Origin of the sequence: Methylobacterium phyllosphaerae, assembly GCF_001936175.1 — a bacterium.
In the GTDB taxonomy this organism is placed as follows: Bacteria; Pseudomonadota; Alphaproteobacteria; order Rhizobiales; family Beijerinckiaceae; genus Methylobacterium; species Methylobacterium fujisawaense.
Genome location: NZ_CP015367.1, coordinates 1189652 through 1210594 on the forward strand (window position 1 = coordinate 1189652; position 20943 = coordinate 1210594).

Here is a 20943-nt window from a genome sequence, read left to right on the forward strand (position 1 = left end):
CTGATTCCGCCTGCAGCCCCCCGTGTGACCGGACGCCCCACATGATCGCCGTCGATGACGGGGTGCCGGCGCCGCTCGGCGCCCATTTCGACGGGCGCGGCGTCAACTTCGCCCTCTTTTCCGAGCACGCCACCGCGGTCGATGTCTGCCTGTTCGAGGCGGGGGAGCGGCACGAGACCCGCACGGTGCGGCTGCCCTGCCGGACCGACGACGTCTGGCACGGCTACCTGCGCGGCGTGCTGCCGGGCCAGCTCTACGGCTACCGGGTGCATGGCCCCTGGGATCCGGCGTCCGGCCACCGGTTCAACGCCTCGAAGCTCGTCCTCGACCCCTACGCCCGGGAGATCCGCGGCCGGATCCGCTGGCACGATGCGCTCTACAGCCATCGCCGGGGCGGGCGCGAGGACCGGATCGACCGGCGCGACAGCGCGGTCTACATGCCGAAATGCGTGGTCACCGCCCCGGAGGTGCCCGATCTGGCCCTCACGCCGGTGCGGCGGCCGCTGGCCGAGACGGTGGTGTACGAGGCGCACGTCAAGGCGCTGACCCGCACCCATCCCGACATCCCCGAGGCGGAGCGCGGCACCTACGGGGCGCTCGCCCACCCGGCGATCATCGAGCACCTCGTCAGGCTCGGCGTCACCGCCCTGGAGCTGCTGCCGATCCAGGCCTTCGCGGACGACCGCTTCCTGGTGGAGAAGGGGCTCGTCAATTTCTGGGGGTATCAGCCCCTGGGCTACTTCGCCCCGGAGCCGCGCTACCTGGGGGAGGGCGGACTGGGCGGCCTGAAGGCGGCGATCCGGGAGCTGAACGCTGCCGGGATCGAGACCTGGCTCGACGTGGTCTACAACCACACCGCCGAGGGGGACCACACCGGCCCGACCCTGTCGTTCCGCGGCATCGACAACGCCAGCTACTACAAGCTCGATCCCGCCGACCCGCGCCGCACCATCGACTGCACCGGCTGCGGCAACACCTTCGACGCGAGCCATCCGCGGGTGATGCAGCTCGTGCTGGATTCCCTGCGCCATTGGGTCACCGCCTACGGCATCGCGGGCTTCCGCTTCGACCTGGCCTCGAGCCTCGGGCGCGCGCCCTTCGCCTTCACCCCGCAGGCGGCCTTCTTCCAGGCGGTGGCGCAGGATCCGGTCCTCGCCCGGGTGAAGATGGTGGCCGAGCCCTGGGATATCGGGGAGGGGGGCTACCAGCTCGGCGGCTATCCGCGCGGCTGGAGCGAGTGGAACGACAAGTTCCGCGACGCCGCGCGGGGCTTCTGGAAGGGGGATTCCGGCACGCTCGCCAAGGTCACGCAGGGGCTGACCGGCTCGCGGGAGGTGTTCGCCCCGTCCCGGCGCTCGCCGCTGGCCAGCGTCAACTTCATCGCCAGCCACGACGGCTTCACCCTGGCCGACACGGTGGCGTACGAGCAGAAGCACAACGAAGCCAACGGCGAGGACAACCGCGACGGCCATAACCACAACGTCAGCCGCAACTACGGCGTCGAGGGCGACACCGACGACACGGCGATCCTGGCTCTACGCGCCCGCCAGAAGCGCAACATGCTGGCCACCATGATGCTGGCCCAGGGCGTGCCGATGCTGCTGATGGGCGACGAGCGCTCCCGCAGCCAGGGCGGCAACAACAACGCCTATGCCCAGGACAACCCGACGAGCTGGATGGACTGGAGCGTCGATCCGGATCCCGCCCTCACGGATTTCGTCGCCAACCTGCTGGCCCTGCGCCGGGCCCAGCCGGCCCTGCGGCGGCGGCGCTTCTTCACCGGCGCGCTGATCGACCCCGACGAGCCCCTGCGCGACGTGCACTGGCTCTCCCCCGAGGGCACCGAGATGGAGGGCCGCCACTGGTCCGACGACGGGCTCCAGGTGTTCGGCATGCAGATCGGCAACGACGGCGATCCGGGCGACCGCCTCCTGATGCTGTTCAACGCCGGGGAGGGCGCCGTCCCGTTCCGCCTCGCCCCGGTGGTGGGCGGCCCCTGGACGCCGGTCTTCGACACCGGCGAGCCCGCGGGCGCCCGCGCGCCCGGCACGCCGGCCGTCGAGTCCGGGGCCGCCGTGCCGCTGCCGGGCCGCACGGTCCTCGTGCTCACCGCGCCGGGGACGGAGACCGGAAACCGGGGCGGCTGGGTGCCGGAACGCTAGGGGCAGGAGCCCCCCGCGGATCCGTCAGTCGAACAGGCTGGAGACGCTGGATTCCGTCGCCGTGCGCCCGATCGCCTCGCCCAGCAGCGGCGCGATGGTGGCCACGCGGATGTTGCGGGCGAGCTTGACGGCCTGCGTCGGCTGGATCGAGTCGGTGATCACCAGCTCCTTCATCCGCGAGGCGGCGATGCGCGAGACCGCGCCGCCCGACAGCACGCCGTGGGTGATGTAGGCCGAGACGTCCTTGGCGCCGGCATTGAGCAGGGCCTCGGCGGCGTTGACCAGGGTGCCGCCCGAATCGACGATGTCGTCCACGAGGATGCAGGAGCGGCCCTCGACCTCGCCGATGATGTTCATCACCTCGGACTCGCCCGGGCGCTCGCGGCGCTTGTCGACGATGGCCAGCGGGCAGTCGATCCGCTTGGCGATGGCCCGCGCCCGCACCACGCCGCCGACGTCGGGCGAGACCACCATGCGGTTGTCGCCCGGCAGCCGCTCCTTGATGTCGCGCACCATCACGGGGGCGGCGAACAGGTTGTCGGTGGGGATGTCGAAGAAGCCCTGGATCTGGCCGGCATGGAGATCGAGGGTCAGGACGCGGTCGGCGCCCGCCTCGGTGATGAGGTTCGCCACCAGCTTGGCCGAGATCGGCGTGCGGCCGGAGGTGCGCCGGTCCTGCCGCGCATAGCCGAAATACGGGATCACCGCCGTGATGCGCCGGGCCGAGGATCGGCGCGCGGCGTCGATCATGATCAGCAGTTCCATCAGGTGGTCGTTCGCCGGGAACGAGGTCGACTGGACGATGAACACGTCCTCGCCGCGCACGTTCTCCTGAAGCTCGACGAAGATCTCCATGTCGGCGAAGCGCCGGACCATGCACTTGGCCAGCGGCAGTTCGAGATAGGCCGCGATCGCCTCGGCCAGGGGCCGGCTGGCATTCCCGGCGATGATCTTGATCGAGGATTTCATGGGCGGCCGCTCACTCGCGGCCGGACCTTACCGCCGCTCTTGTCCAGACCGGTCTCCCGAGGAGCCGGAACGATCCGATGACGGGCGAGGCTCTTAGCAGCGGGCAGGAACTGTCACAATGCCTTCACGGCCGCCCAGCACTCGCCGCCGACAGGTAGAGCGGCGGCGCTCAGGGAGCCGGCGGCTCCAGCAGGCGGTGCAGGTGCACCACGAAATAGCGCGTCTGCGCGCTGTCGACGGTGGCCTGGGCCTTGGCCCGCCACGCGGCCTGGGCGGAGGCGTAGTCCGGGAAGATGCCGACGATGTCGAGGCCCTTGATGTCCCGGAACCGGACCCCGTCGAGATCCTGCAATTCACCACCGAAGACCAGGTGCAGCTTCTGGTCGCTGTCGATCGCCGTCGCCATGGCCTCTCCTCACGTTTCTCCGCGGCGCTCGCAAATGGCGGGCCTCCGGTCAAGCCTGCATGGTCGCAGCCGAGCCCTGAACCCGCCGCAGGTCTGCGCGGCGGCCGGGTTCCGGGCGCAGCGCCGCGCCGGATGCGCAACCTCGGATGCGTCATGCTACGAGCGGACCATGACACGCCGACCTCTCGCTCTCCTCGTCCCCGTCGCGGTGACCGTCAGCCTCAGCGCGGCGCAGGTTCTGGCGCAGCAGGCGCCCCGGGCGCCCCGCGCCGCCGGATCCGACAGGAGCGCCCCCGACCGGCGGGGCGGGCCACCGGTGATCGGCTGCCCGTCGCTCGCCAATTACCGGATGCTGATGCGCGACGGCGCGGCGGCGGCCGCGGCGCATCTGGCCGATCCCAAGGCGGACCATCTCGGCTGCTCGGCGCTGGCGCGCACGGAATTCACCGGCATCGTCGACAAGGTGACCCTGGGCGGCCAGAGCTACGATTGTGCCGGCGTGCGCGGCACCACGGCCTGCCACTGGATCGCGCCCGGGACGATTCCCGAGACGCCCGCGCCGGCCAAGCGCTGACCCCGACGGGACTCTCGGTCCGGCCTCAGCGCAGATGGCCGCTGGCGCGCAGGTCGCGTTCGACCGCCTCGTGGACGGCCTGGAGCGGATTGTCGTTGATGGCGGCGGGGGGAAGCAGCGGCGTCATCGCGGCGGGCCGCGTGTCGAAATCCGGCAGGATCGCGGATTGCGGCGCCGGCGGGCGCACCGGCACGTCTGCCGGCATGCGTGCCGGCAGATGTGCCGGCATGCGCGCCGCGAGGGTCCGCAGCGCCTCACGGGCGCCGGAGGGCAGGAGCGTCACGAGTCTGTTCAGCATGGCCGGCCTCAGCGCGCACGGCCGGCCGGGGCCGGCGGGAACGGGACGGTGGCGGCGGAACGGTTCTTCACGGGGACACCAGCACGGGATCGGTCGCGGGAAACGAACCGGCCCCCCCACAGTTCCGACAGATCAGTATTGCCAAATTTTCGGCGCGTGTCGCCTGGATACAGGCGAACACTGATTTGTCGGTTGAGGCAGTCTGAAGAATGGCGGAAGCGGATGGGAATCGAACCCACCGTACGCTGTTGGCGTACCGCTGGTTTTGAAGACCAGGAGGGCCACCAGACCCCGTTCGCCTCCGCCACCGGGGTTACGGGCCGCCGCCGGACGGGTCAAGGTCCAGGACACCGGCAGGCGGGCGTGGCGGCGGGCCAGCGCGCAAAGGTCGCGGGCCGGGGTCGGGGTCGCGGGTCGGGGGCTGCGGGTCAGGGATCCCGCTCGTCCGGCGCGCGCGTCAGGCGGACCGAGGTCCCGGTTCGCGCCGACATGAGCGCCGCCTCGAGGCAGGCCATCACCCGCACGGCCTCCAGCGCCTCGGTCTGGTCGACCGGGGTGCGGGCGATCGCCCCGGCCACGGCGCGGTAGAATGCGCGCTGGTCGCCGGCCAGCGCCGGTGCGCGCGCCACCCGCCCGGTCGCGTCGTGGATCTCCAGCCCGTCCGGATCCGCGCCCCAGCCGGCGGCCCCCGGCTTCACGCCGGCCAGCAGCTGCTGCTCCTGGATGTCGGCACGGTGTTTGATCAGGCTGCCGGCCTCGCCGTGCACCAGGAAGCGGGGCGATCCGCCGGCGGCCAGCATGCTGGCATGCAGCACCACGCGCAGGCCCGGATAGTCCAGCACCGCATGGGCCCAATCGTCGGCCTGCGCGCCGGGGCGGAGCCGCGCCAGATGCGCGCTCACCCGATCGGGCAGACCGAAGAGCTGGAGCGCCTGGTCCACCAGATGCGGACCGAGATCGTACCAGATCCCGCTGCCCGGGCCGGGCCCCTCCCGCCAGCGGTCGCGGACCTCCGGACGGAACCGGTCGAAATGCGATTCGAAGTGCCGGACGCGGCCGACGCGCCCCTCCGCGACGGCTTGGCGGACGCTGAGATAGTCGCTGTCCCAGCGCCGGTTGTGGAAGACGCGCAGCAGCCGGCCCCCGCGCCGCGCCGCGGCGGCCAGCCCGCGCGCCTCGGCGAGGTCGAGGGTGAAGGGCTTGTCGACCACGACGTGCTTGCCCGCCGCCAGGGCGGCCCGCGCCAGGGGCGCGTGGGTGTCGTTCGGGGTGGCGATCACGACGAGGTCGACGGCCTCCGCCGTGGCCACCGCGACCGGATCCGCCGACACCCTCACGTCGGGCAGGTCGGCCCGGACCCGGGCGGGCGCGCTCGAGCCGACCAGCCGGAGGTCGAGTTCCGCCACGGCGCCGATGAGCGGGGCATGGAAGGTCCGGCCGGAATAGCCGTAGCCGATCAGACCGACCCTGATCCGTTGCCCTGCCTGCATGCCGCGCCCCCAGCTCTCCGGGGCGACGCCGAGACCCGCCGCACCCGACTTCTGGCCCCCCGGCACCGCCGGTCCCAGCGCGCCACCCTACACCCCGCAGTCCGCGCGTGGCTGGACCGGCCGCGCGCCGCGCTCCGGAGGACGCGGGCGGCCACCGGGACCGGGGCCCGCGGTCCGGACTGTGGTCGTGGCTGTGGTCGTGGCTGTAGTCGTGGCGGTCGCATGCGACGGATCGCGCCGCCGATCCGCCGCCCGGAAGCCCGGATTCGTATTAATTCCGCCACACTGTTGTGGCCCTGCACCAGTCATGCCGTTCCTGAGACGCCCACGGACAGAGGAAGGCTCCACGCCGGCACCCGAGAGGGCCGGCGACGGGGCTGGACAAGACGTGGCTCAAGGGGCGGCTGAAGCCGCTGGCCAGCAGGCCGCGGACCAGCGGGACGCGGGTATGCCCGCGGGTTCGGACGCGCCCCCGCCGTCCGGGACGCCCCTGGCGGAATCCCTGCAGCCCGGCCCGCGCGGTCCGGGCTGGTTCGGCGCGGCCATGGTGGTCACCGCCCTGGTCTCGGCGCTGGCGACCTTCCTGATCCTGGCCGGGGTGATCCGGGTGACGCCGACGCCGGCCTACGGCGTGACCCTGCTCGCCATCAACGCCGCCCTGGTGCTCGGGCTGGCGGTCATCATCGCCTGGGAGGCGCGGGTCTTCCTGCACGCCCGCAAGGCCAATGCCGCGGTGGCGCGGCTGCACACCCGCATCGTCGGCCTGTTCAGCCTGATCGCGATCCTGCCGACGATCCTGCTCGCCGTGGTGGCGTCCGTAACGATCGACCGGGGCCTGTCGCTGGGCTTCACCGACCGGGTCCGCGACGTGGTGCTGAAATCCGTGGAGGTGGCCGACGCCTACCAGGAGAACCAGTGCCAGAGCCTCGCCCGGGAGATCCGCATCCTCGCCGACGACCTGACCCGGGCCCGGCCGAATTTCGACGTGAACCGGGACTGGTTCCAGACCTTCCTGACCACCCGGGCGACCAATCTCGGCCTGCCGGTGGCGCAGATCATGCGCGGTCCCACCGAGGTGGTGGCCCGGGCCAAGATCGACGTCCTGAAGACGAACCGCCTGCCCTCGGCGGCGGCCTTCGAGGACGCGGCCAACTCGGCCGACCCGATCTGCCTCCTGCCCACCGAGGGCCGGGTCTTCGCCGCGCTGCTGCGCATGCCGGCCTACGACGACGCCGTGCTGATGGTGCAGCGGGAGGTGAGCCAGCTCGCCATCGAGTTCCCCGGCGTGTCCCGGGCGGCGGCGGCCGAGTATCTCACCTACGATTCGCTGCGCCGCTCGATCCAGATCACCTTCGCGTCGGTGTTCCTGCTGATCGCGCTGATCGCGCTGCTCTCGGCCGTCTGGTTCGGGATGAACTTCGCCAACCGGTTCGTGGCGCCGATCCGGCGGCTGATCAACGCCGCCGACCAGGTGGCATCGGGCAACTTCTACGCCCAGGTGCCGACCAAGAAGACCAGCGGCGACCTCGCCCATCTCGGCGAGAGCTTCAACAAGATGACCCAGGAGCTGCGCCGCCAGCATGCCGGCCTGATCGCGGCGAGCGACCTGATCGACACCCGCCGCCGGTTCACCGAGGCCGTGCTGTCGGGGGTCTCGCCCGGGGTGATCGGCCTCGACGCGGCGGGCTTCGTCACCATCGCCAACCCGGCCGCCGAGCGGATGCTCGATCTGCCGAGCGACGCCCTGGTCGGCCAGCCGCTGGCCCGCGCGGTGCCCGAACTCGCCCCCGTGCTCGCCGAGAGCGAGGCGCGCTCGCGCAGCCTGCAGCAGCAGCAGATCCAGCTCACGCGCTCCCGGGGCGAGCGCACCATCACGGTGCGGGTCACGAGCGAGCAGGCGCAGGGCGCGTCCCGGGGCTCGGTGGTGACGCTGGATGACATCACCGACCTCGTCCAGGCGCAGCGCAGCTCCGCCTGGGGCGACGTGGCGCGCCGCATCGCCCACGAGATCAAGAACCCGCTGACCCCGATCCAGCTCTCGGCCGAGCGGATCCGGCGCAAGTACGGGAAGGTCATCACCGCCGACAAGGAGGTGTTCGACCAGTGCACCGCCACGATCGTGCGCCAGGTGGACGAGATCAAGCGCATGGTCGACGAGTTCTCGGCCTTCGCGCGGATGCCCAAGCCCGCGATCGCGCCGAACGACCTCACCGAGATCGCCAAGCAGAACCTGTTCATGATGCGGGTCGCGCATCCGGATATCGACTTCGCCTTCTCGGCCCAGAGCGGCGCCGGGGGATCCGAAAAGATCGTGGCGGCCTTCGACATCAGGCTGCTCAGCCAGGTGATCACCAACATCCTCAAGAACGCCGTCGAGGCCGTGGCCGAGGTGCCGGAGGCCGAGCTCGGCAAGGGCAAGATCGCCTTGAGCCTCGCCGTCGAGGACGGCTTCGCGGTGATCGCCGTCACCGACAACGGCAAGGGATTTCCCGCCGAGGGGCGCCAGCGGCTCCTCGAGCCCTACATGACCACCCGCGAGGGCGGCACCGGGCTGGGGCTTGCCATCGTCAGCAAGGTGCTTGAGGAGCACGGCGGCGGGATCGAGCTGAACGACAATCCCGCCGGCCGCGGCGGCCAGGTGCGGATGCGGGTCCCGCGCGAGCACGGGCCCGAACCGTCCGGCGCGGGTCCCGACACCAAGACCCCCGAGACGAGTCCCGTCACGACAGAGGAGAAGGGCGCCGCACCGACGGCCCCCCGGATCGCGGAGATGCACGCATGAGCGCCGATATCCTGATCGTCGACGACGAGGCCGACATCCGCGACCTCGTGGCCGGGATCCTGGACGACGAGGGCCACCGCTGCCGCACGGCCGGCGGCTCGGACGAGGCGCTGGCCGCCATCGAGGCGCGCCGGCCGCACCTCGTCTTCCTCGACATCTGGCTGCAGGGCTCCCGGCTCGACGGCCTGCAGGTGCTCGACCTGATCAAGGCCGCCAACCCCGACCTGCCGGTGGTGATGATCTCGGGCCACGGCAACATCGAGACCGCGGTCTCGGCCATCAAGGCGGGCGCCTACGACTTCATCGAGAAGCCGTTCAAGGCCGACCGGCTGATCCTCGTGGCCGAGCGGGCGCTGGAAGCCTCCCGGCTCCGGCGCGAGGTCCGCGACCTGACGGCGCGCTCCGGCGCCACCAACCGGATCGTCGGCACGTCGCTGGCCATCAACCAGCTGCGCCAGACCCTCGACCGGGTGGCGCCGACCAACGCCCGGGTGATGATCACCGGGGCCTTGGGCTCCGGCAAGGAACTCGCCGCGCGCAGCCTGCACAAGGCCTCGGCCCGGGCGAACGGCCCCTTCGTGCTGCTCAACGCGGCGGCGATCCTGCCCGAGACCATGGAGGCGGAGCTGTTCGGGGTCGAGGGCGAGAGCGGCCGCCGGGTCGGCGCCCTGGAGGAGGCCCATGGCGGCACCCTCTACCTCGACGAGGTCGCCGACATGCCGCGCGAGACCCAGAACCGGATCCTGCGCGTGCTGGTCGATCAGAACTTCCAGCGGGTCGGCGGCACGACCCGGGTCCACGTCGACGTGCGGATCATCTCGTCCTCCTCCCGGGACCTCCAGGAGGAGATCGCGGCGGGCCGCTTCCGCGAGGACCTGTTCCACCGCCTCTCGGTGGTGCCGATCCGGGTGCCGGCCCTGTCGGAGCGCCGGGAGGACGTGCCCGAGCTGATCCAGTTCTTCATGGACAACATCTCGTCCCAGACCGGCCTGCCCAAGCGCCGGATCGCCGAGGACGCCATGGCGGTGCTGCAGTCGCACAACTGGCCCGGCAACGTCCGCCAGCTCAAGAACAACGTCGAGCGGCTGATGATCCTGACTCAGGCCGACCCGGAGCAGGAGGTCACCTCCGAGATGCTGCCCTCCGAGATCGGCGCCCTGGTGCCGACCACCCCGGGGGGCGCGGGCGGCGAGAAGCTGATGAGCCTCGCGCTCCGGGAGGCCCGGGAGATCTTCGAGCGGGAATACCTCGTGGCGCAGATCGCGCGGTTCTCGGGCAACATCTCGCGCACCGCCGAGTTCATCGGCATGGAGCGCTCGGCCCTGCACCGCAAGCTGAAGTCCCTGGGCATCGGCCCGTGAGGCTCCGGAGCCGGGGCGCGCGTTGAGGGCGGGGCCGATCCGTCACGGATCGGCTGGAACGGGGGTTGCTTGCGCCCACGCTTTCACGGCGTCATGGTATTTGTATACATGGGCCCTGGACCGGGTGTTCGGACGATCCGGCCGGCGGCATACGACTCATCCCGGACGGAGCGATCCGGGACAACAAGAAGGCTAAGAAGATGGCGGGCGAACGCGCACAGAACCTTCAGGACACGTTTCTCAACCATGTCCGCAAGAACAAGATCCCCCTGACCATCTTCCTCGTCAACGGCGTCAAGCTGCAGGGCGTCGTGACGTGGTTCGACAATTTCTGCGTGCTGCTGCGCCGGGACGGGCATTCGCAGCTGGTCTACAAGCACGCGATCTCCACGATCATGCCGGGCCATCCGGTGCAGCTGTTCGAGCCGGACGAGACCGCCGAGAAGGCGTGAGGGCTCGTCGCCCCGGGCGCCCGGGGCGAGGCCGGCGGATCGGACCGACCGAGGCCGCTGCCGAAGCTGGGACCGGTCCGGGGCTGTCGCGCGGGGCGAGGGCGGCCTCCGGACCGATGCCGCCGCGCGGCCTGGTTCCCGATGCCGTCGCGGATATCCGCCACCGCCCCGGCCCGGCATATTGACCCGGCATCTTGGCTGAGGTCGCCCGCATCCCCATTCTGTCGGATCCGACCTCTCCAACGAAGCCGCCGGCCTCCCGGCGGTCACAAAGGCTGCATGAGCGAGACGCTGACGTCCGGCGAAGCCCGCCTCCAGGCGCAGGCCGCCCCCGAGGGCGAGATCGCCGCGGCGACCCACACCCTGGTGATCGGCCCCTATCTGGCCCGCGGCGCCTCGGGGGCCGGGCAGGGGGGCGGGCAGGGGGCCGCCGCGCCGTCCCGCTCCGTGGAGGCCCGCCTCGACGAGGCCACCGGCCTCGCCGCGGCCATCGAACTCGACGTGGTCGAGAGCCTCGCCGTCAGCCTGCCGCGGATCCGGCCCTCGACCTATCTCGGCAAGGGCCGGGTCGAGGAGATCGCCGGCCTGATCCGCGCCCGGGAGATCGGCCTCGTGGTGATGGACTGCGCCCTGTCGCCGGTGCAGCAGCGCAACCTGGAGAAGGCCTGGGGCGCCAAGGTCATCGACCGCACCGGGCTGATCCTGGAGATCTTCGGGCGCCGCGCCTCGACGCGCGAGGGAACCCTTCAGGTCGAGCACGCCCACCTCGCCTACCAGAAGTCGCGCCTTGTCCGGTCCTGGACCCACCTGGAGCGCCAGCGCGGCGGCTTCGGCTTCCTGGGCGGCCCCGGCGAGACCCAGATCGAGGCCGACCGGCGCATGATCCAGGAGCGCATGACCCGGATCGAGCGCGACCTCGACGCGGTGGTCCGCACCCGCGGCCTGCATCGACAGAGCCGGGCGCGGGTTCCGTATCCGATCGTGGCGCTCGTGGGCTATACCAACGCCGGAAAATCCAGCCTGTTCAACGCCTTGACCCGAGCCGAGGTCACCGCCAAGGACATGCTGTTCGCCACCCTCGATCCCACCGCCCGGGCGACCAAGCTGCCCCACGGCGAGACCGTGATCCTGTCCGACACGGTGGGCTTCATCTCCGACCTGCCGACGCCCCTGATCGCCGCCTTCCGGGCGACGCTGGAGGACGCCATCGAGGCCGACGTGCTGCTGCACGTGCGCGACGTCAGCCACGTCGATTCCGAGGCCCAGGCCGAGGATGTCGGCGAGGTGCTGCGGGAGCTCGGCATCGAGACCACGGCGGACCGGATCATCGAGGTCTGGAACAAGGCCGATCTCCTCGACGACGACGAGCGCACGCGGCTCCTGAACCTCAGCGGCCAGGCCAAGGCCCGCAACGACCGCGACAGCGCCGCGCCGGTCCTGGTCTCGGCGGTCACCGGGGAGGGGCTCGCCGCCCTGACGGCCCGGATCGAGGCGCGGATCGGGCGCAACCGCGCGAGCTTCGCGGTGGCGCTGCCGCCGGAGGACGGGGCGGCGCTCAACTGGCTGTACGAGAACGCCGAGATCCTCGACCGCCGGTCGGAGGCCGACGGCACCCTGCATCTCGCGGTCCGGATCGCCCCCGAGAAGGAGCCGCGCTTCCTCAACCGCTTCGCGGCGGCCCGGCGCCTCGGCCGGGGCGGTTGATGGCCTCCGGCAGCTTCGGCAATCCACCGCTTCCCGGCCTGCAGACCATGCGGGCGCCGGCGGCGGGCCGGGCGGATCCGGGATCGGACGACGAGGCGGTGCTGCGGGCCATGCAGGCCGGCGGCGGCCTGCGCCTGCTCGGCCTGCGGATTGTGATCGTGCTGGTGCTGCTGATGGCGGCCCAGGCCTATGACGGCTCGCTGCATGCCCTGAGCCACTGGCTCATCCTCGGCTTCTACGGCCTCGGCACGGTCTGGTTCGGTCTCCGGGAGCGGGGCGGCGGCCCCGCGGCCAACGTCTACAGCTGGGCCGGCACCGGGCTCAACGCCGGTCTCGCCGTCTACGTGATCATCGAGCACATGCTGGCCGGCGGCGGGGCCGGTCTCGGCGCCGACGCGGTGAGCCGCCTGCCCGCCTTCCTGCTCCTGCTCCAGACCGGCCTGAGCATGCGGGTGGCGCAGACCCTGCTGTTCTGCGGCGTGGTCACCCTCTGCTGGAGCGCGGCCTTCCTGGTCGGGCTGCTGCATCCGGACCTGTTCCCGAACGCCGAGACGTTTCCGACCGCGCAGCTCACCGGGCTCGCCACCTTCATGGCGGCGGGCCTCCTGGTGGTCGACGGCATGATCCGCCTGCGCGCGGCGGTGGCGCGGGCCCTGCGCATGGAGCACGAGCGGGCCCAGCTCGCCCGCTTCGTGCCCGACACGGTCGCCCTCGATCTCGCCGCCGAGGACGGGGATTCCGGCCTCGGCATCCACCGGCGCCACGCCTGCCTGATGATCCTCGACATCCGCGGCTTCTCGCGGCTCTCCCGCGAGCATCCGCCGGAGGCCATGGTCACGGCCCTGCTGGCGGTCCGGGCGGCCGCCCAGGCGGCGGTGGCGGAGCAGGGCGGCCTCGTCGACAAGTATATCGGCGACGCGGTGCTGGTGCAGTTCGTCGTCGGCCACCCCGACGCCCAGGCCCGGGCGGCGCTTGCCTGCGCCCTGTCGATCCGCGACCGGATCGCCGCCCTCAACGCGTCCCGCGCCCGGGAGGGGCTGTTCCCCCTGCGGGTCGTGGTCGCCCTGCACGCGGGCGACCTCCTGGTCGGGGTCTTCGACGACGGGGTGCGGGCCGAGTACACGGTGCTGGGTCCGGCGATGAACGCCCTGGCGCGGATCGAGACCCGGGCCAAGGCGGCCGAGATCGAGCTCGCCGCCTCGGGGGATTTTCTGGATCTGCTCGGCGGCGTGCTCCCGGCCGGGATCCGGGCCGTGCCGGTGCCGGACGCCGCCCTGCCGGAGCCCCTCACCCTGGCGGCGATCACGGTGGCGCCGGGCGCCTGAGGCGGCCCGGGCAGGACCGGGACTGCGGCACGCCGATCGCATTCGGTCTCGCCCGGCCGCTTCCGACGCCGCAGGGCGCCGGAATCGCGCGGATTGAGGCTGGCGGGCCGGGCGTCTTCTGCTACGTCCGCCGGATTGTCAGCCCACCGTGCGTGGGCACGGTGCCACGAGGAAACGATGCTGGGATCGAAGCGGGGATCGAAGCGGGAATCGGGATGGTTGGGGCGGCTCGCCCTGGGAGCCCTGGCGGCCCTGGCCGGCGCCGGGCCGGTGCGGGCGCAGGAGACGGCAGCCCCGAAGGCGCTCCCGCCCCTCGTGTTCACCGGCATCCCCGATCAGGACGAGAGCCGCCTGGTCGAGCGCTTCGGCAAGGTCGCCGCCTATCTGGAGGCCAAGCTCGGCGTGCCGGTGCGCTACATCCCGGTGAAGAGCTACCCGGCGGCGGTCACCGCCTTCACCAACGGGCAGGTGCAGCTCGCGTGGTTCGGCGGCTTCACGGGCGTCCAGGCGCGCAAGGCCGTGCCGGGCGCCCAGGCGATCGCGCAGGGCGCCGAGGACGCGGCGTTCAAGACCTACCTCATCGCCAACGCCGCCACGGGGCTGAAGCCCGACAAGGCCTTCCCGAAGGACATCGCGGGCAAGACCTTCACGTTCGGCGCCCGCGCCTCGACCTCCGGGCGGCTGATGCCCGAGTATTTCATCCGGCAGGCCTTCCCGGGGCAGAGCCCCGAGCAGGTCTTTGCCCGGGTCGGCTTCTCGGGGGATCACAGCCGCACCATCCAGCTGGTCCAGTCCGGCGCCTTCGCGGTGGGCGCCGTCGACTACTCGGTCTGGGACCTCGACGCGAAGGCCGGCAAGGTCGACCGACAGGCGGTCTCGGTGATCTGGGAGAGCCCGGCCTTCCCCGATTACCAGTGGACCGTGCGGGGCGACGTGGAGCAGACCTACGGCGCCGGCTTCACCGAAAGGCTGCGGGGGGCGCTCGTCGGCATCACCGACCCGGCGATCCTGGAGCCGTTCGGGCGCTCGAAGTTCATCCCCGTGACCAACGCCGCGTACGAGCCCCTCGTCGCGGTCGGACGCTCCACCGGCCTGCTGGACTGACGTCCGTGGCGGGCGGCGCGCAAGCCCGGGCGGCCATCGTCCTCCGGAACGCCTCCGCATCCTATGGCGGGCGTCCGGTGCTTTCGGGCCTCGACCTGACCGTGCGGGCGGGGGAGCGCGTCGCGCTGATGGGCCGCTCCGGGGCGGGCAAGTCGACCCTGATCGGCCTGATCCACGCCCAGGCGCCCGAGCAGGTGGCGCTGGTGCCCCAGGCCGCCGCCCTCGTGCGGCCGCTCTCGGTGTTCCACAATGTCTATATGGGCCGCCTCGACCGGCGCTCGACCCTGCACAACCTGCGCACCCTGGTCCGGCCGGCCCGGGCGGACGTCGCCGCGGTGGAAGCGGTCCTCGACCGGGTCGGGCTCGCGGACCGGCTCTGGGCCCGGGCCGGCGAACTCTCCGGCGGCCAGCAGCAGCGCGTCTCCGTGGCCCGCGCCCTCTACAACGGCCGGCCGATCCTGGTCGGGGACGAGCCGGTCTCGGCGCTCGACCGCCAGCAGGGCGCGCGGATCCTCACCGAGCTGGCCCGCAGCCACGAGACCCTGATCCTGGCGCTCCACGACGTGGCCCTGGCCCTCGCCCAGACCGACCGGATCGTGGTGCTGGAGGCCGGCCGGATCGTCCTCGACGCCCCGTCGGCGGGCCTCGATCCGGCGCGGCTCAGCCCGTTCTACGCGGCCGCCTGATGCGCAGCCCCGCCTTCCTGCCGCGGCCCGGCTACGCGGCGGTGAGCCGCTGGTTCCTGGCCGCGGCGCTCACCGGCCTGCTGGTGGCGGACCTGCAGGTCACGACGCTCCACCCCTTGGCCGACCTCGCCCGCCTTCTCGGCGGCCTGATCCGGCCCGATTTCCCCGCGGTGGAGGGCTGGAGCGTCGTCTACACCGTCGCCTTCGCGATGCTCGGCGTCGGGCTCGGCGCCGGGACGGGGCTGCTGCTGGCGATCCCCTTCGCCCGCTCGCGCACGGTCCGGCTCGCCTGCGCGGGCGTCCGCGCCGTCCACGAGCTGTTCTGGGCCCTGCTGCTGATGCAGGTCTTCGGGCTCTCGGCGACCACCGGCGTGCTCGCCATCGCGCTGCCCTATGCGGGGATCTGCGCCAAGGTCTATGCCGAGCTGATCGAGGAGGCCGACCTCGCGGCCGTCCGGGTCCTGCCCGCGGGCACCGGCGCGGTCTCGGCCTTCCTGTACGCCCGCCTGCCCGAGGTGGCCGGGCGGATGCGCGACTACACCCTCTATCGCCTGGAATGCGGCCTGCGCTCAAGCCTCGTGCTCGGCTTCATCGGCCTGCCGACCATGGGCTTTGCCTTCGAATCCGCCTTCCGCCAGGGCCGCTATGCGGAAGCCGGGGCGCTGCTCCTGATCTTCTACGCGCTGATCGGCACGCGGCGGCTCTGGGTGCGGGCCCGGACGCTGCCTCTCCTCCTCGTCGGATCCGTGCTGGCGCTGCCGCCCACCGTCGGCAGCGCGGCGATCGGCCCGAGCCTCGCGCGCTTCCTCGGCCACGACATCGTGCCGGCGCCGCTCCGGGACGCCGCCCTCGCCGAGCCCGAGACCTGGGTCCGGCTCTGGTCCTGGCTGCGCCCGATCCTCGCCGGGCAGGTCCTGCCCGGCACCGCGCAGACCCTGATCCTGGCGCAGATCGCGCTGGTGGCCACCGCCCTCGGGGCGCTGGTCCTGTTCCCGCTGACCGCGCGGCGCTTCGCCGGCCCGGTCGGGCGGCCCCTCGGGCGGGTGCTGCTGGTGGTGGTGCGCTCCACGCCGGAATACGTGCTCGCCTATCTCGGCCTGCAGCTCCTGGGCCCCTCGATGCTGCCGGCGATCCTGGCGCTTTCGCTGCACAATGCCGGGATCGTCGCCTACCTGATGGGCCGCCACGCCGACGCGATCCCCTACCGGGCCGACGCGCCCCGGGGCCTCGATCTCTACGCCTACGAGACCGTGCCGCGCCTCTACGGCCAGTTCCTGGCCTACCTGCTCTACCGCTGGGAGCTGATCCTGCGGGAGAGCGCGATCTTCGGCATCCTGGGGGTCACGACGCTGGGCTTCTACGTCGACGCGGCGATCTCAGAGCTGCGCCTCGACGTGGCCGTGGTGCTGATCGCCGCCACCGCCCTGGTGACGGTGGCGGTCGACGCCCTCTCCCGGGCCCTGCGCCGGTCCCTGCGGATCGACGCCCTGCCGACCCGGCTCTCCGGGCCGCAGCCGATCACCGGGGCGGAGCCGACCTGAGCGGGATCGGTGACGCCGGCCCAGACGGGGCGCCGGCCGGCGATCCGCGGCGCGAACCGAACCCGGGTCGCCCGGAGCCTGCGCCGGACCGGGACCGTGAAACCCGGGCGCCCCGCCTCACCACTTGTAGCTGATCTTCGCCAGCACCCGCCGGGCATCGCCGTAGAAGCAGGAATTCTGCGCCTGGCAGGAGGAGACGAAGCGCCGGTCGGCGAGGTTCGTGGCGTTCACCTGGAAGCGCCAGTTCTCGTAATCGTAGTGCACCTGCGCGTCGAACAGCACGTAGTCCGGCAGGCGCAGGGTGTTGCCGACGTCGGCGAAGGAGCGGCCGATGTAGCGCACGCCGCCGCCGAAGCCGAAGCCGCGCCAGTCGCCGGTCGGAATCGTGTAGTCGAAGAACAGGTTGGCGAGGTTTTCGGGGGTGTTGACCGGCACGCGCCCGAGTTGGTCGACGGTGCCCCGCACGGTGTTGATCCCGAAGACCGTGAAGGAGCCGACGACGTTGAGGCCGTCGAACAGGTTGGCCACCAGCTGCGCCTCGAAGCCGGTGGAGCGCACCGCGCCGAGCTGGCTCTGGAACAGCGTGTTCGCCGGGTTCGGCGTCAGCACGTTGTTGCGGTGGATGTCGAAGCCCGCGAAGGTCAGGAAGTAGCCCTGGCCCGGCGGCTCGAACTTGACGCCGCCCTCGATCTGGTCGCCCGTCTCCGGCTTGAAGGTCTGGCTGTTGATGTCCGTGCCGATCAGCGGCTGGAACGAGGTCGAGTACATCACGTACGGCGCGAGGCCGAAGTCGAAGTTGTAGATCGCCGCCGCCCGGTAGGTGAAGGCGCTGTCGTTGCGGCCGTTGCTGTTGGCGGGGGTCAGGCGGTCGTAGACCCGGTTGTCGACGAAGTCCTGCCGGCCGCCGAGGATCAGGCTCAGCTCCGGCGTGAGCTTGATCTGGTCCTGGAAGTAGAGCCCGACCTGCTGGAACGAGTCGGCGTTGATCAGGTACGGCGAGGCGGAGACCGTCTGCGGACCGTAGACCGGCGCGAGGATGTTCAGGTTCGGGGCTGGGAAGCCCGAGGCCTGGTTGTCGTGGATCTGGAAGTTCCGGTACTCCACGCCCATCAGGAAGTCGTGCCGGAAGAAGCCGTCGGAGAACTGCGCCTCGGCCTGGGTGTCGACGTCGAGCTGGGCGACCTTGGCGTGGTCCCGGAACAGGTAGCGGGCGAGCTGCGTCTGCTGCGGATCGGCGTAGCCGAGCTGGCCGATATAGGAGTTCTGGTAGCTCTCCGCGAAGGCGTAGCGGGCGTTCTGGCGGACCGTCCAGGTCTCGTCGAAGGCGTGCTCGAACTCGTAGCCGATGAAGGCCTGGTCGCGCCGGAAGGTGTTGAAGCCGGCATCGCCGACGTTGAGCGCGCGCGGGATGCGCAGGCCCAGCGCGGTCGGCTTCACCGTGCCGTAATAGGGCAGGAAGTTCGAGGTCACGGCGGAGTTGTCGCGCTGGAAGCTCGACAGGATCGTGAGCCGGGTCGCGCCGTCCGGCTTATAGGTGAAGGCCGGGGCGATGTAGTAGCTGTCGTCCGGCGCCCCCTGGACCTGGGTGCCGCCGTTGCGGGCGTAGCCGGTCAGGCGGGTGAACCAGTGGCCCTCCCGATCCGCCGGGCCGCCGACGTCGAAGGCGGCGTAGCGCTGGTCGAAGGAGCCGCCGCCGACCTCGATGGAGCCGAACGGCGTCTCGGTCGGGCGCTTGGTGACCTGGTTGATCAGGCCGCCGGGATTGCCGGCGCCGAACAGCACCGCGGCGGGGCCGCGCAGCACCTCGACGCGCTCCAGCCCGTAGGTGTTGACCCGGTAATACGCGAATCCGTAGTTCAGGAGCTGCAGGCCGTCGCGGTAGAGGCCGTAATCGCTCGCCACGAAGCCGCGCAGCTGGAAATAGTCGAGGCGTGAATCCGCGCCGAAGGTGCCCGCATAGGTGCCGGCCACGTACTGGGTCGCCTGCTGCAGGGTCTGGGCGTTCTGCGTGTCGATCTGCTGGCGGCCCACGACGGTGATCGATTGCGGGGTCTCGATCAGCGGGGTGTTGGTCTTGGTGGCGGTGGCCGAGCGCCGGGCCACGTAGCCGTCGATCGGGCCGGTCGGGCTCTCCACGGCGCGCGCGGGCGCCCCGGCGCGGACCGCGGAGGCCGGCCCGCCGCCGCCCTGGCTCTCCACGCTGAGCTCCTCGAGCTGCACGCTGCTGCCGGCCGGCGCCGCGGCGGCACCGCGGCGCGGCGCGGCGTCCTGCGCGCGGGCCGGGCCCGGCGCGGCCTGCGCCAGGACGGCCAGGGAGGCGCCGGCGAGGAGGGTGCGCAGGGTGACGCGCCGGACGATGCCCGTGGCGCCGGGGAGGGGGTGGGCGGCTCTCATGATCTCTTGCCGGATGCGACGCTGCGGGCAGCCGGCCGCGTTCGCCGGATTCGCCCCCGACGTGTCGGCCGCGCTGTTTAGAATCGTGATAAACTACTGTAATACTTGATCTTTCCAGCCCCGGACTACGGGCAGCCGGGCGCGGCCGCAAGCAGCCTTCGCGCGGAAGACGAGGGCTGTTGCCATTTCAACACGTATCGGTGGTGCAGCGACCGGGCCCGCGGCCCGGCGGCCCGGGGCTACTTCACGCGGCCCGCGATCCAGCCGGCCAGGACGTCCGCCACGGCGTCGCTGTTCGTCTCCAGCATCATCATGTGGCCGTTGCCGTGGAGGCCCTGATCGGCCAGCCGGACCACGTCGGGCTTGGCGCCGGCCTGGGTCAGGAAGGCGATGGTGCACTCGTCGTAGGTGGCGTGGAACGAGGCCTCCGCGGTCACCACCACGGTCGGCACCTTCGCGAGGTTCGGCAGGGCCCGGACGGGCTCGCCCTGCAGCCAGCAGCGGATCCGCCCGTCGCCCCCCTTCGGGTCGCCCCCCTTGGCGTCGGACCCTTTGGCCTGCTGCGCCACGATCAGGTCCTCGGGGGCCTTGACCGGGGGATCGAAGGTCAGCGGCATGCGGGTCAGGCCGTAGGCCCGGGCGCGCCCGTCCCCGGTCTTCTCCCAGAACTCCTTGCCGCCGCGGAACTGCACGTCGAAGAAGGGCGGGCCGTTCGGCTCGACGGCGACATGCGCCTTGACGAGGTCCGGCCGCGCATCCGAGGCCGCCCAGCCGAACAGGGCCGCCTGGCCGTGGGTGATCAGGATCGCCGGACCGATCTTCTCCAGCAGGGCCAGCAGGGCGGGATCGACCAGCTCCTCGGTCTGCTGGCTGTTGGCGAGGAAGGGGACTTGGCTGGCGAAGAACTGATCGAAGGCGGCGTTGCCCGGCACGCCCGCCCCGCCCGGCCAGCGGGTGTGGAGCTTGGCCTGCGGGTACAGGTCGTAGACCTCCGGGGCCGTGTGGGTGCGCTCCAGGCTGCGGGTGCCGAGCCGGTCGTAGGGGCCGTAGACCTCCGGGTTGGTGCCCGAGCGCCCGCGCCCGACCTGGTCGACCACGTAGACCGGGTAGCCCTTCTCGACGAAGCGCTGCACCCAGCCCGGGCGGCCATCCGCGGTGGCGAGGTAGTTCACGCCGGTCTGGGCGAGGCCGTGGACCATCACCACCGGGTAGGCTTGCGTGATCCGGGCCGGGCTGCGCGACTGCACGAACATCTGGCCGACCATCACGGTCTTGTCGCCGAGCTTCTGGTAGCGGCCGCCGATGTAGAAATAGCCGGCGCGCGTCACCGGCTCGGACGGTCCCGCCGGGGCGGAGGCGGGCGCCACGCTCTGGGGGGCGGCGGCCTGCGCCGGCGGCTGGGCCGGGACAGGGCCCTGGGCCCGGGCCGGCCCCGCCGCCAGTCCCGCCGCCAACCCGGCGGCCAACCCGGCAGACAGGCTCAGCCCCTGAACGGCGAGCAGCGCCGCGCGGGCGCCGTTCGCGATGCCGTTGCCGGCCATGCCGTCTCTCCCGGATGCGCGCCACTCCGCGCGGGCGCTTATTGCGGGAAACGCAACGTTCGGCCAGCCGGGAAAGCTGCACCATCCCGCCCGCGATGTCCGCGGCGGGGTCGGGCGAAGCGTCACGGCAACCGGATCGCGGCCGAGCCCGGCC

Annotated in this window: 16 protein-coding genes and 1 tRNA gene; 10 read left to right on the forward strand and 7 right to left on the reverse strand. The window is 71.9% G+C overall.

Translation table 11 applies throughout. The annotated features are described in order from the left end of the window. The first annotated feature begins 41 nt into the window (after positions 1-41). Positions 42-2162, forward strand: coding sequence for a glycogen debranching protein GlgX (glgX, locus tag MCBMB27_RS05225; protein WP_043756656.1), 2121 nt, complete (start codon positions 42-44; stop codon positions 2160-2162). Positions 2163-2186: 24 nt separating this feature from the next. Here glgX and MCBMB27_RS05230 read toward each other — a convergent pair whose 3' ends face one another. Both MCBMB27_RS05230 and MCBMB27_RS05235 read right to left on the reverse strand, forming a co-directional pair. Further along, positions 2187-3131 (reverse strand): ribose-phosphate pyrophosphokinase, encoded by a 945-nt coding sequence (locus tag MCBMB27_RS05230; RefSeq protein WP_043356665.1) that lies wholly within the window; start codon positions 3129-3131, stop codon positions 2187-2189. Positions 3132-3300: 169 nt separating this feature from the next. Continuing rightward, positions 3301-3537, reverse strand: a complete 237-nt coding sequence (locus MCBMB27_RS05235; protein WP_043356667.1) for a DUF4170 domain-containing protein — start codon at positions 3535-3537, stop codon at positions 3301-3303. Between the two features lie 169 nt (positions 3538-3706). Between MCBMB27_RS05235 and MCBMB27_RS05240 the strand changes: the two genes are divergently transcribed. Then, a complete protein-coding gene (locus MCBMB27_RS05240) occupies positions 3707-4111 on the forward strand; it encodes a hypothetical protein (protein ID WP_043356668.1) in 405 nt (134 codons plus the stop codon). A gap of 25 nt (positions 4112-4136) precedes the next feature. On the opposite strand, the gene MCBMB27_RS05245 is transcribed toward MCBMB27_RS05240, so the two are convergent. From MCBMB27_RS05245 to MCBMB27_RS05255, 3 genes are all read right to left on the reverse strand, one after another. Continuing rightward, positions 4137-4409 carry a hypothetical protein gene (locus MCBMB27_RS05245; protein ID WP_043356670.1) on the reverse strand — a complete coding sequence of 91 codons (273 nt, stop codon included), beginning with the start codon at positions 4407-4409 and terminating at the stop codon, positions 4137-4139. A 210-nt stretch (positions 4410-4619) separates the two neighbouring features. After that, a tRNA-Sec gene (locus tag MCBMB27_RS05250) sits at positions 4620-4712 on the reverse strand. 125 nt (positions 4713-4837) lie between these two features. Next, on the reverse strand, positions 4838-5965 hold the full coding sequence (locus tag MCBMB27_RS05255) for an oxidoreductase (RefSeq protein WP_236952910.1): 1128 nt from the start codon (positions 5963-5965) through the stop codon (positions 4838-4840). A 382-nt stretch (positions 5966-6347) separates the two neighbouring features. On the opposite strand from MCBMB27_RS05255, the gene MCBMB27_RS05260 reads away from it, so the two are divergent. From MCBMB27_RS05260 to MCBMB27_RS05295, 8 genes are all read left to right on the forward strand, one after another. After that, the gene (locus tag MCBMB27_RS05260; RefSeq protein ID WP_418287725.1) at positions 6348-8681 is read left to right on the forward strand and encodes a sensor histidine kinase NtrY-like; all 2334 of its coding nucleotides are present in this window, start codon (positions 6348-6350) and stop codon (positions 8679-8681) included. Further along, the gene (gene ntrX / locus MCBMB27_RS05265; RefSeq protein WP_012318476.1) at positions 8678-10042 is read left to right on the forward strand and encodes a nitrogen assimilation response regulator NtrX; all 1365 of its coding nucleotides are present in this window, start codon (positions 8678-8680) and stop codon (positions 10040-10042) included. Before MCBMB27_RS05260 ends, ntrX begins: the two co-directional genes overlap by 4 nt. 200 nt (positions 10043-10242) lie before the next feature. After that, complete coding sequence (hfq, locus tag MCBMB27_RS05270; protein WP_007563033.1) at positions 10243-10494, forward strand: RNA chaperone Hfq; 252 nt, start codon at positions 10243-10245, stop codon at positions 10492-10494. A 279-nt stretch (positions 10495-10773) separates the two neighbouring features. Next, positions 10774-12198 carry a GTPase HflX gene (gene hflX, locus MCBMB27_RS05275; protein ID WP_043389440.1) on the forward strand — a complete coding sequence of 475 codons (1425 nt, stop codon included), beginning with the start codon at positions 10774-10776 and terminating at the stop codon, positions 12196-12198. After that, the gene (locus MCBMB27_RS05280) at positions 12198-13523 is read left to right on the forward strand and encodes an adenylate/guanylate cyclase domain-containing protein (protein WP_043389442.1); all 1326 of its coding nucleotides are present in this window, start codon (positions 12198-12200) and stop codon (positions 13521-13523) included. The genes hflX and MCBMB27_RS05280 overlap by 1 nt, the downstream gene beginning before the upstream one ends. A 177-nt stretch (positions 13524-13700) precedes the next feature. Then, complete coding sequence (locus tag MCBMB27_RS05285) at positions 13701-14627, forward strand: putative selenate ABC transporter substrate-binding protein (RefSeq protein WP_051976367.1); 927 nt, start codon at positions 13701-13703, stop codon at positions 14625-14627. A gap of 5 nt (positions 14628-14632) precedes the next feature. Continuing rightward, complete coding sequence (locus tag MCBMB27_RS05290) at positions 14633-15313, forward strand: ATP-binding cassette domain-containing protein (RefSeq protein WP_043389445.1); 681 nt, start codon at positions 14633-14635, stop codon at positions 15311-15313. After that, positions 15313-16854 carry a PhnE/PtxC family ABC transporter permease gene (locus MCBMB27_RS05295; protein WP_075380017.1) on the forward strand — a complete coding sequence of 514 codons (1542 nt, stop codon included), beginning with the start codon at positions 15313-15315 and terminating at the stop codon, positions 16852-16854. The genes MCBMB27_RS05290 and MCBMB27_RS05295 overlap by 1 nt, the downstream gene beginning before the upstream one ends. Positions 16855-16971: 117 nt before the next feature. Here MCBMB27_RS05295 and MCBMB27_RS05300 read toward each other — a convergent pair whose 3' ends face one another. After that, on the reverse strand, positions 16972-19248 hold the full coding sequence (locus MCBMB27_RS05300; protein WP_043389447.1) for a TonB-dependent siderophore receptor: 2277 nt from the start codon (positions 19246-19248) through the stop codon (positions 16972-16974). A 239-nt stretch (positions 19249-19487) separates the two neighbouring features. After that, positions 19488-20789 (reverse strand): alpha/beta hydrolase, encoded by a 1302-nt coding sequence (locus MCBMB27_RS05305; RefSeq protein ID WP_075380018.1) that lies wholly within the window; start codon positions 20787-20789, stop codon positions 19488-19490. Positions 20790-20943: the final 154 nt, after the last annotated feature.

Excerpts from the sequence above, each read along its gene's own strand:
- glgX (WP_043756656.1), top strand. The coding sequence starts at position 42 with ATGATCGCCGTCGATGACGGGGTGCCGGCGCCGCTCGGCGCCCATTTC.
- MCBMB27_RS05230 (WP_043356665.1), bottom strand. The coding sequence starts at position 3,131 with ATGAAATCCTCGATCAAGATCATCGCCGGGAATGCCAGCCGGCCCCTG.
- MCBMB27_RS05235 (WP_043356667.1), bottom strand. The coding sequence starts at position 3,537 with ATGGCGACGGCGATCGACAGCGACCAGAAGCTGCACCTGGTCTTCGGT.
- MCBMB27_RS05240 (WP_043356668.1), top strand. The coding sequence starts at position 3,707 with ATGACACGCCGACCTCTCGCTCTCCTCGTCCCCGTCGCGGTGACCGTC.
- MCBMB27_RS05245 (WP_043356670.1), bottom strand. The coding sequence starts at position 4,409 with ATGCTGAACAGACTCGTGACGCTCCTGCCCTCCGGCGCCCGTGAGGCG.
- MCBMB27_RS05260 (WP_418287725.1), top strand. The coding sequence starts at position 6,348 with ATGCCCGCGGGTTCGGACGCGCCCCCGCCGTCCGGGACGCCCCTGGCG.
- ntrX (WP_012318476.1), top strand. The coding sequence starts at position 8,678 with ATGAGCGCCGATATCCTGATCGTCGACGACGAGGCCGACATCCGCGAC.
- hfq (WP_007563033.1), top strand. The coding sequence starts at position 10,243 with ATGGCGGGCGAACGCGCACAGAACCTTCAGGACACGTTTCTCAACCAT.
- hflX (WP_043389440.1), top strand. The coding sequence starts at position 10,774 with ATGAGCGAGACGCTGACGTCCGGCGAAGCCCGCCTCCAGGCGCAGGCC.
- MCBMB27_RS05280 (WP_043389442.1), top strand. The coding sequence starts at position 12,198 with ATGGCCTCCGGCAGCTTCGGCAATCCACCGCTTCCCGGCCTGCAGACC.
- MCBMB27_RS05285 (WP_051976367.1), top strand. The coding sequence starts at position 13,701 with ATGCTGGGATCGAAGCGGGGATCGAAGCGGGAATCGGGATGGTTGGGG.
- MCBMB27_RS05295 (WP_075380017.1), top strand. The coding sequence starts at position 15,313 with ATGCGCAGCCCCGCCTTCCTGCCGCGGCCCGGCTACGCGGCGGTGAGC.
- MCBMB27_RS05300 (WP_043389447.1), bottom strand. The coding sequence starts at position 19,248 with ATGAGAGCCGCCCACCCCCTCCCCGGCGCCACGGGCATCGTCCGGCGC.
- MCBMB27_RS05305 (WP_075380018.1), bottom strand. The coding sequence starts at position 20,789 with ATGGCCGGCAACGGCATCGCGAACGGCGCCCGCGCGGCGCTGCTCGCC.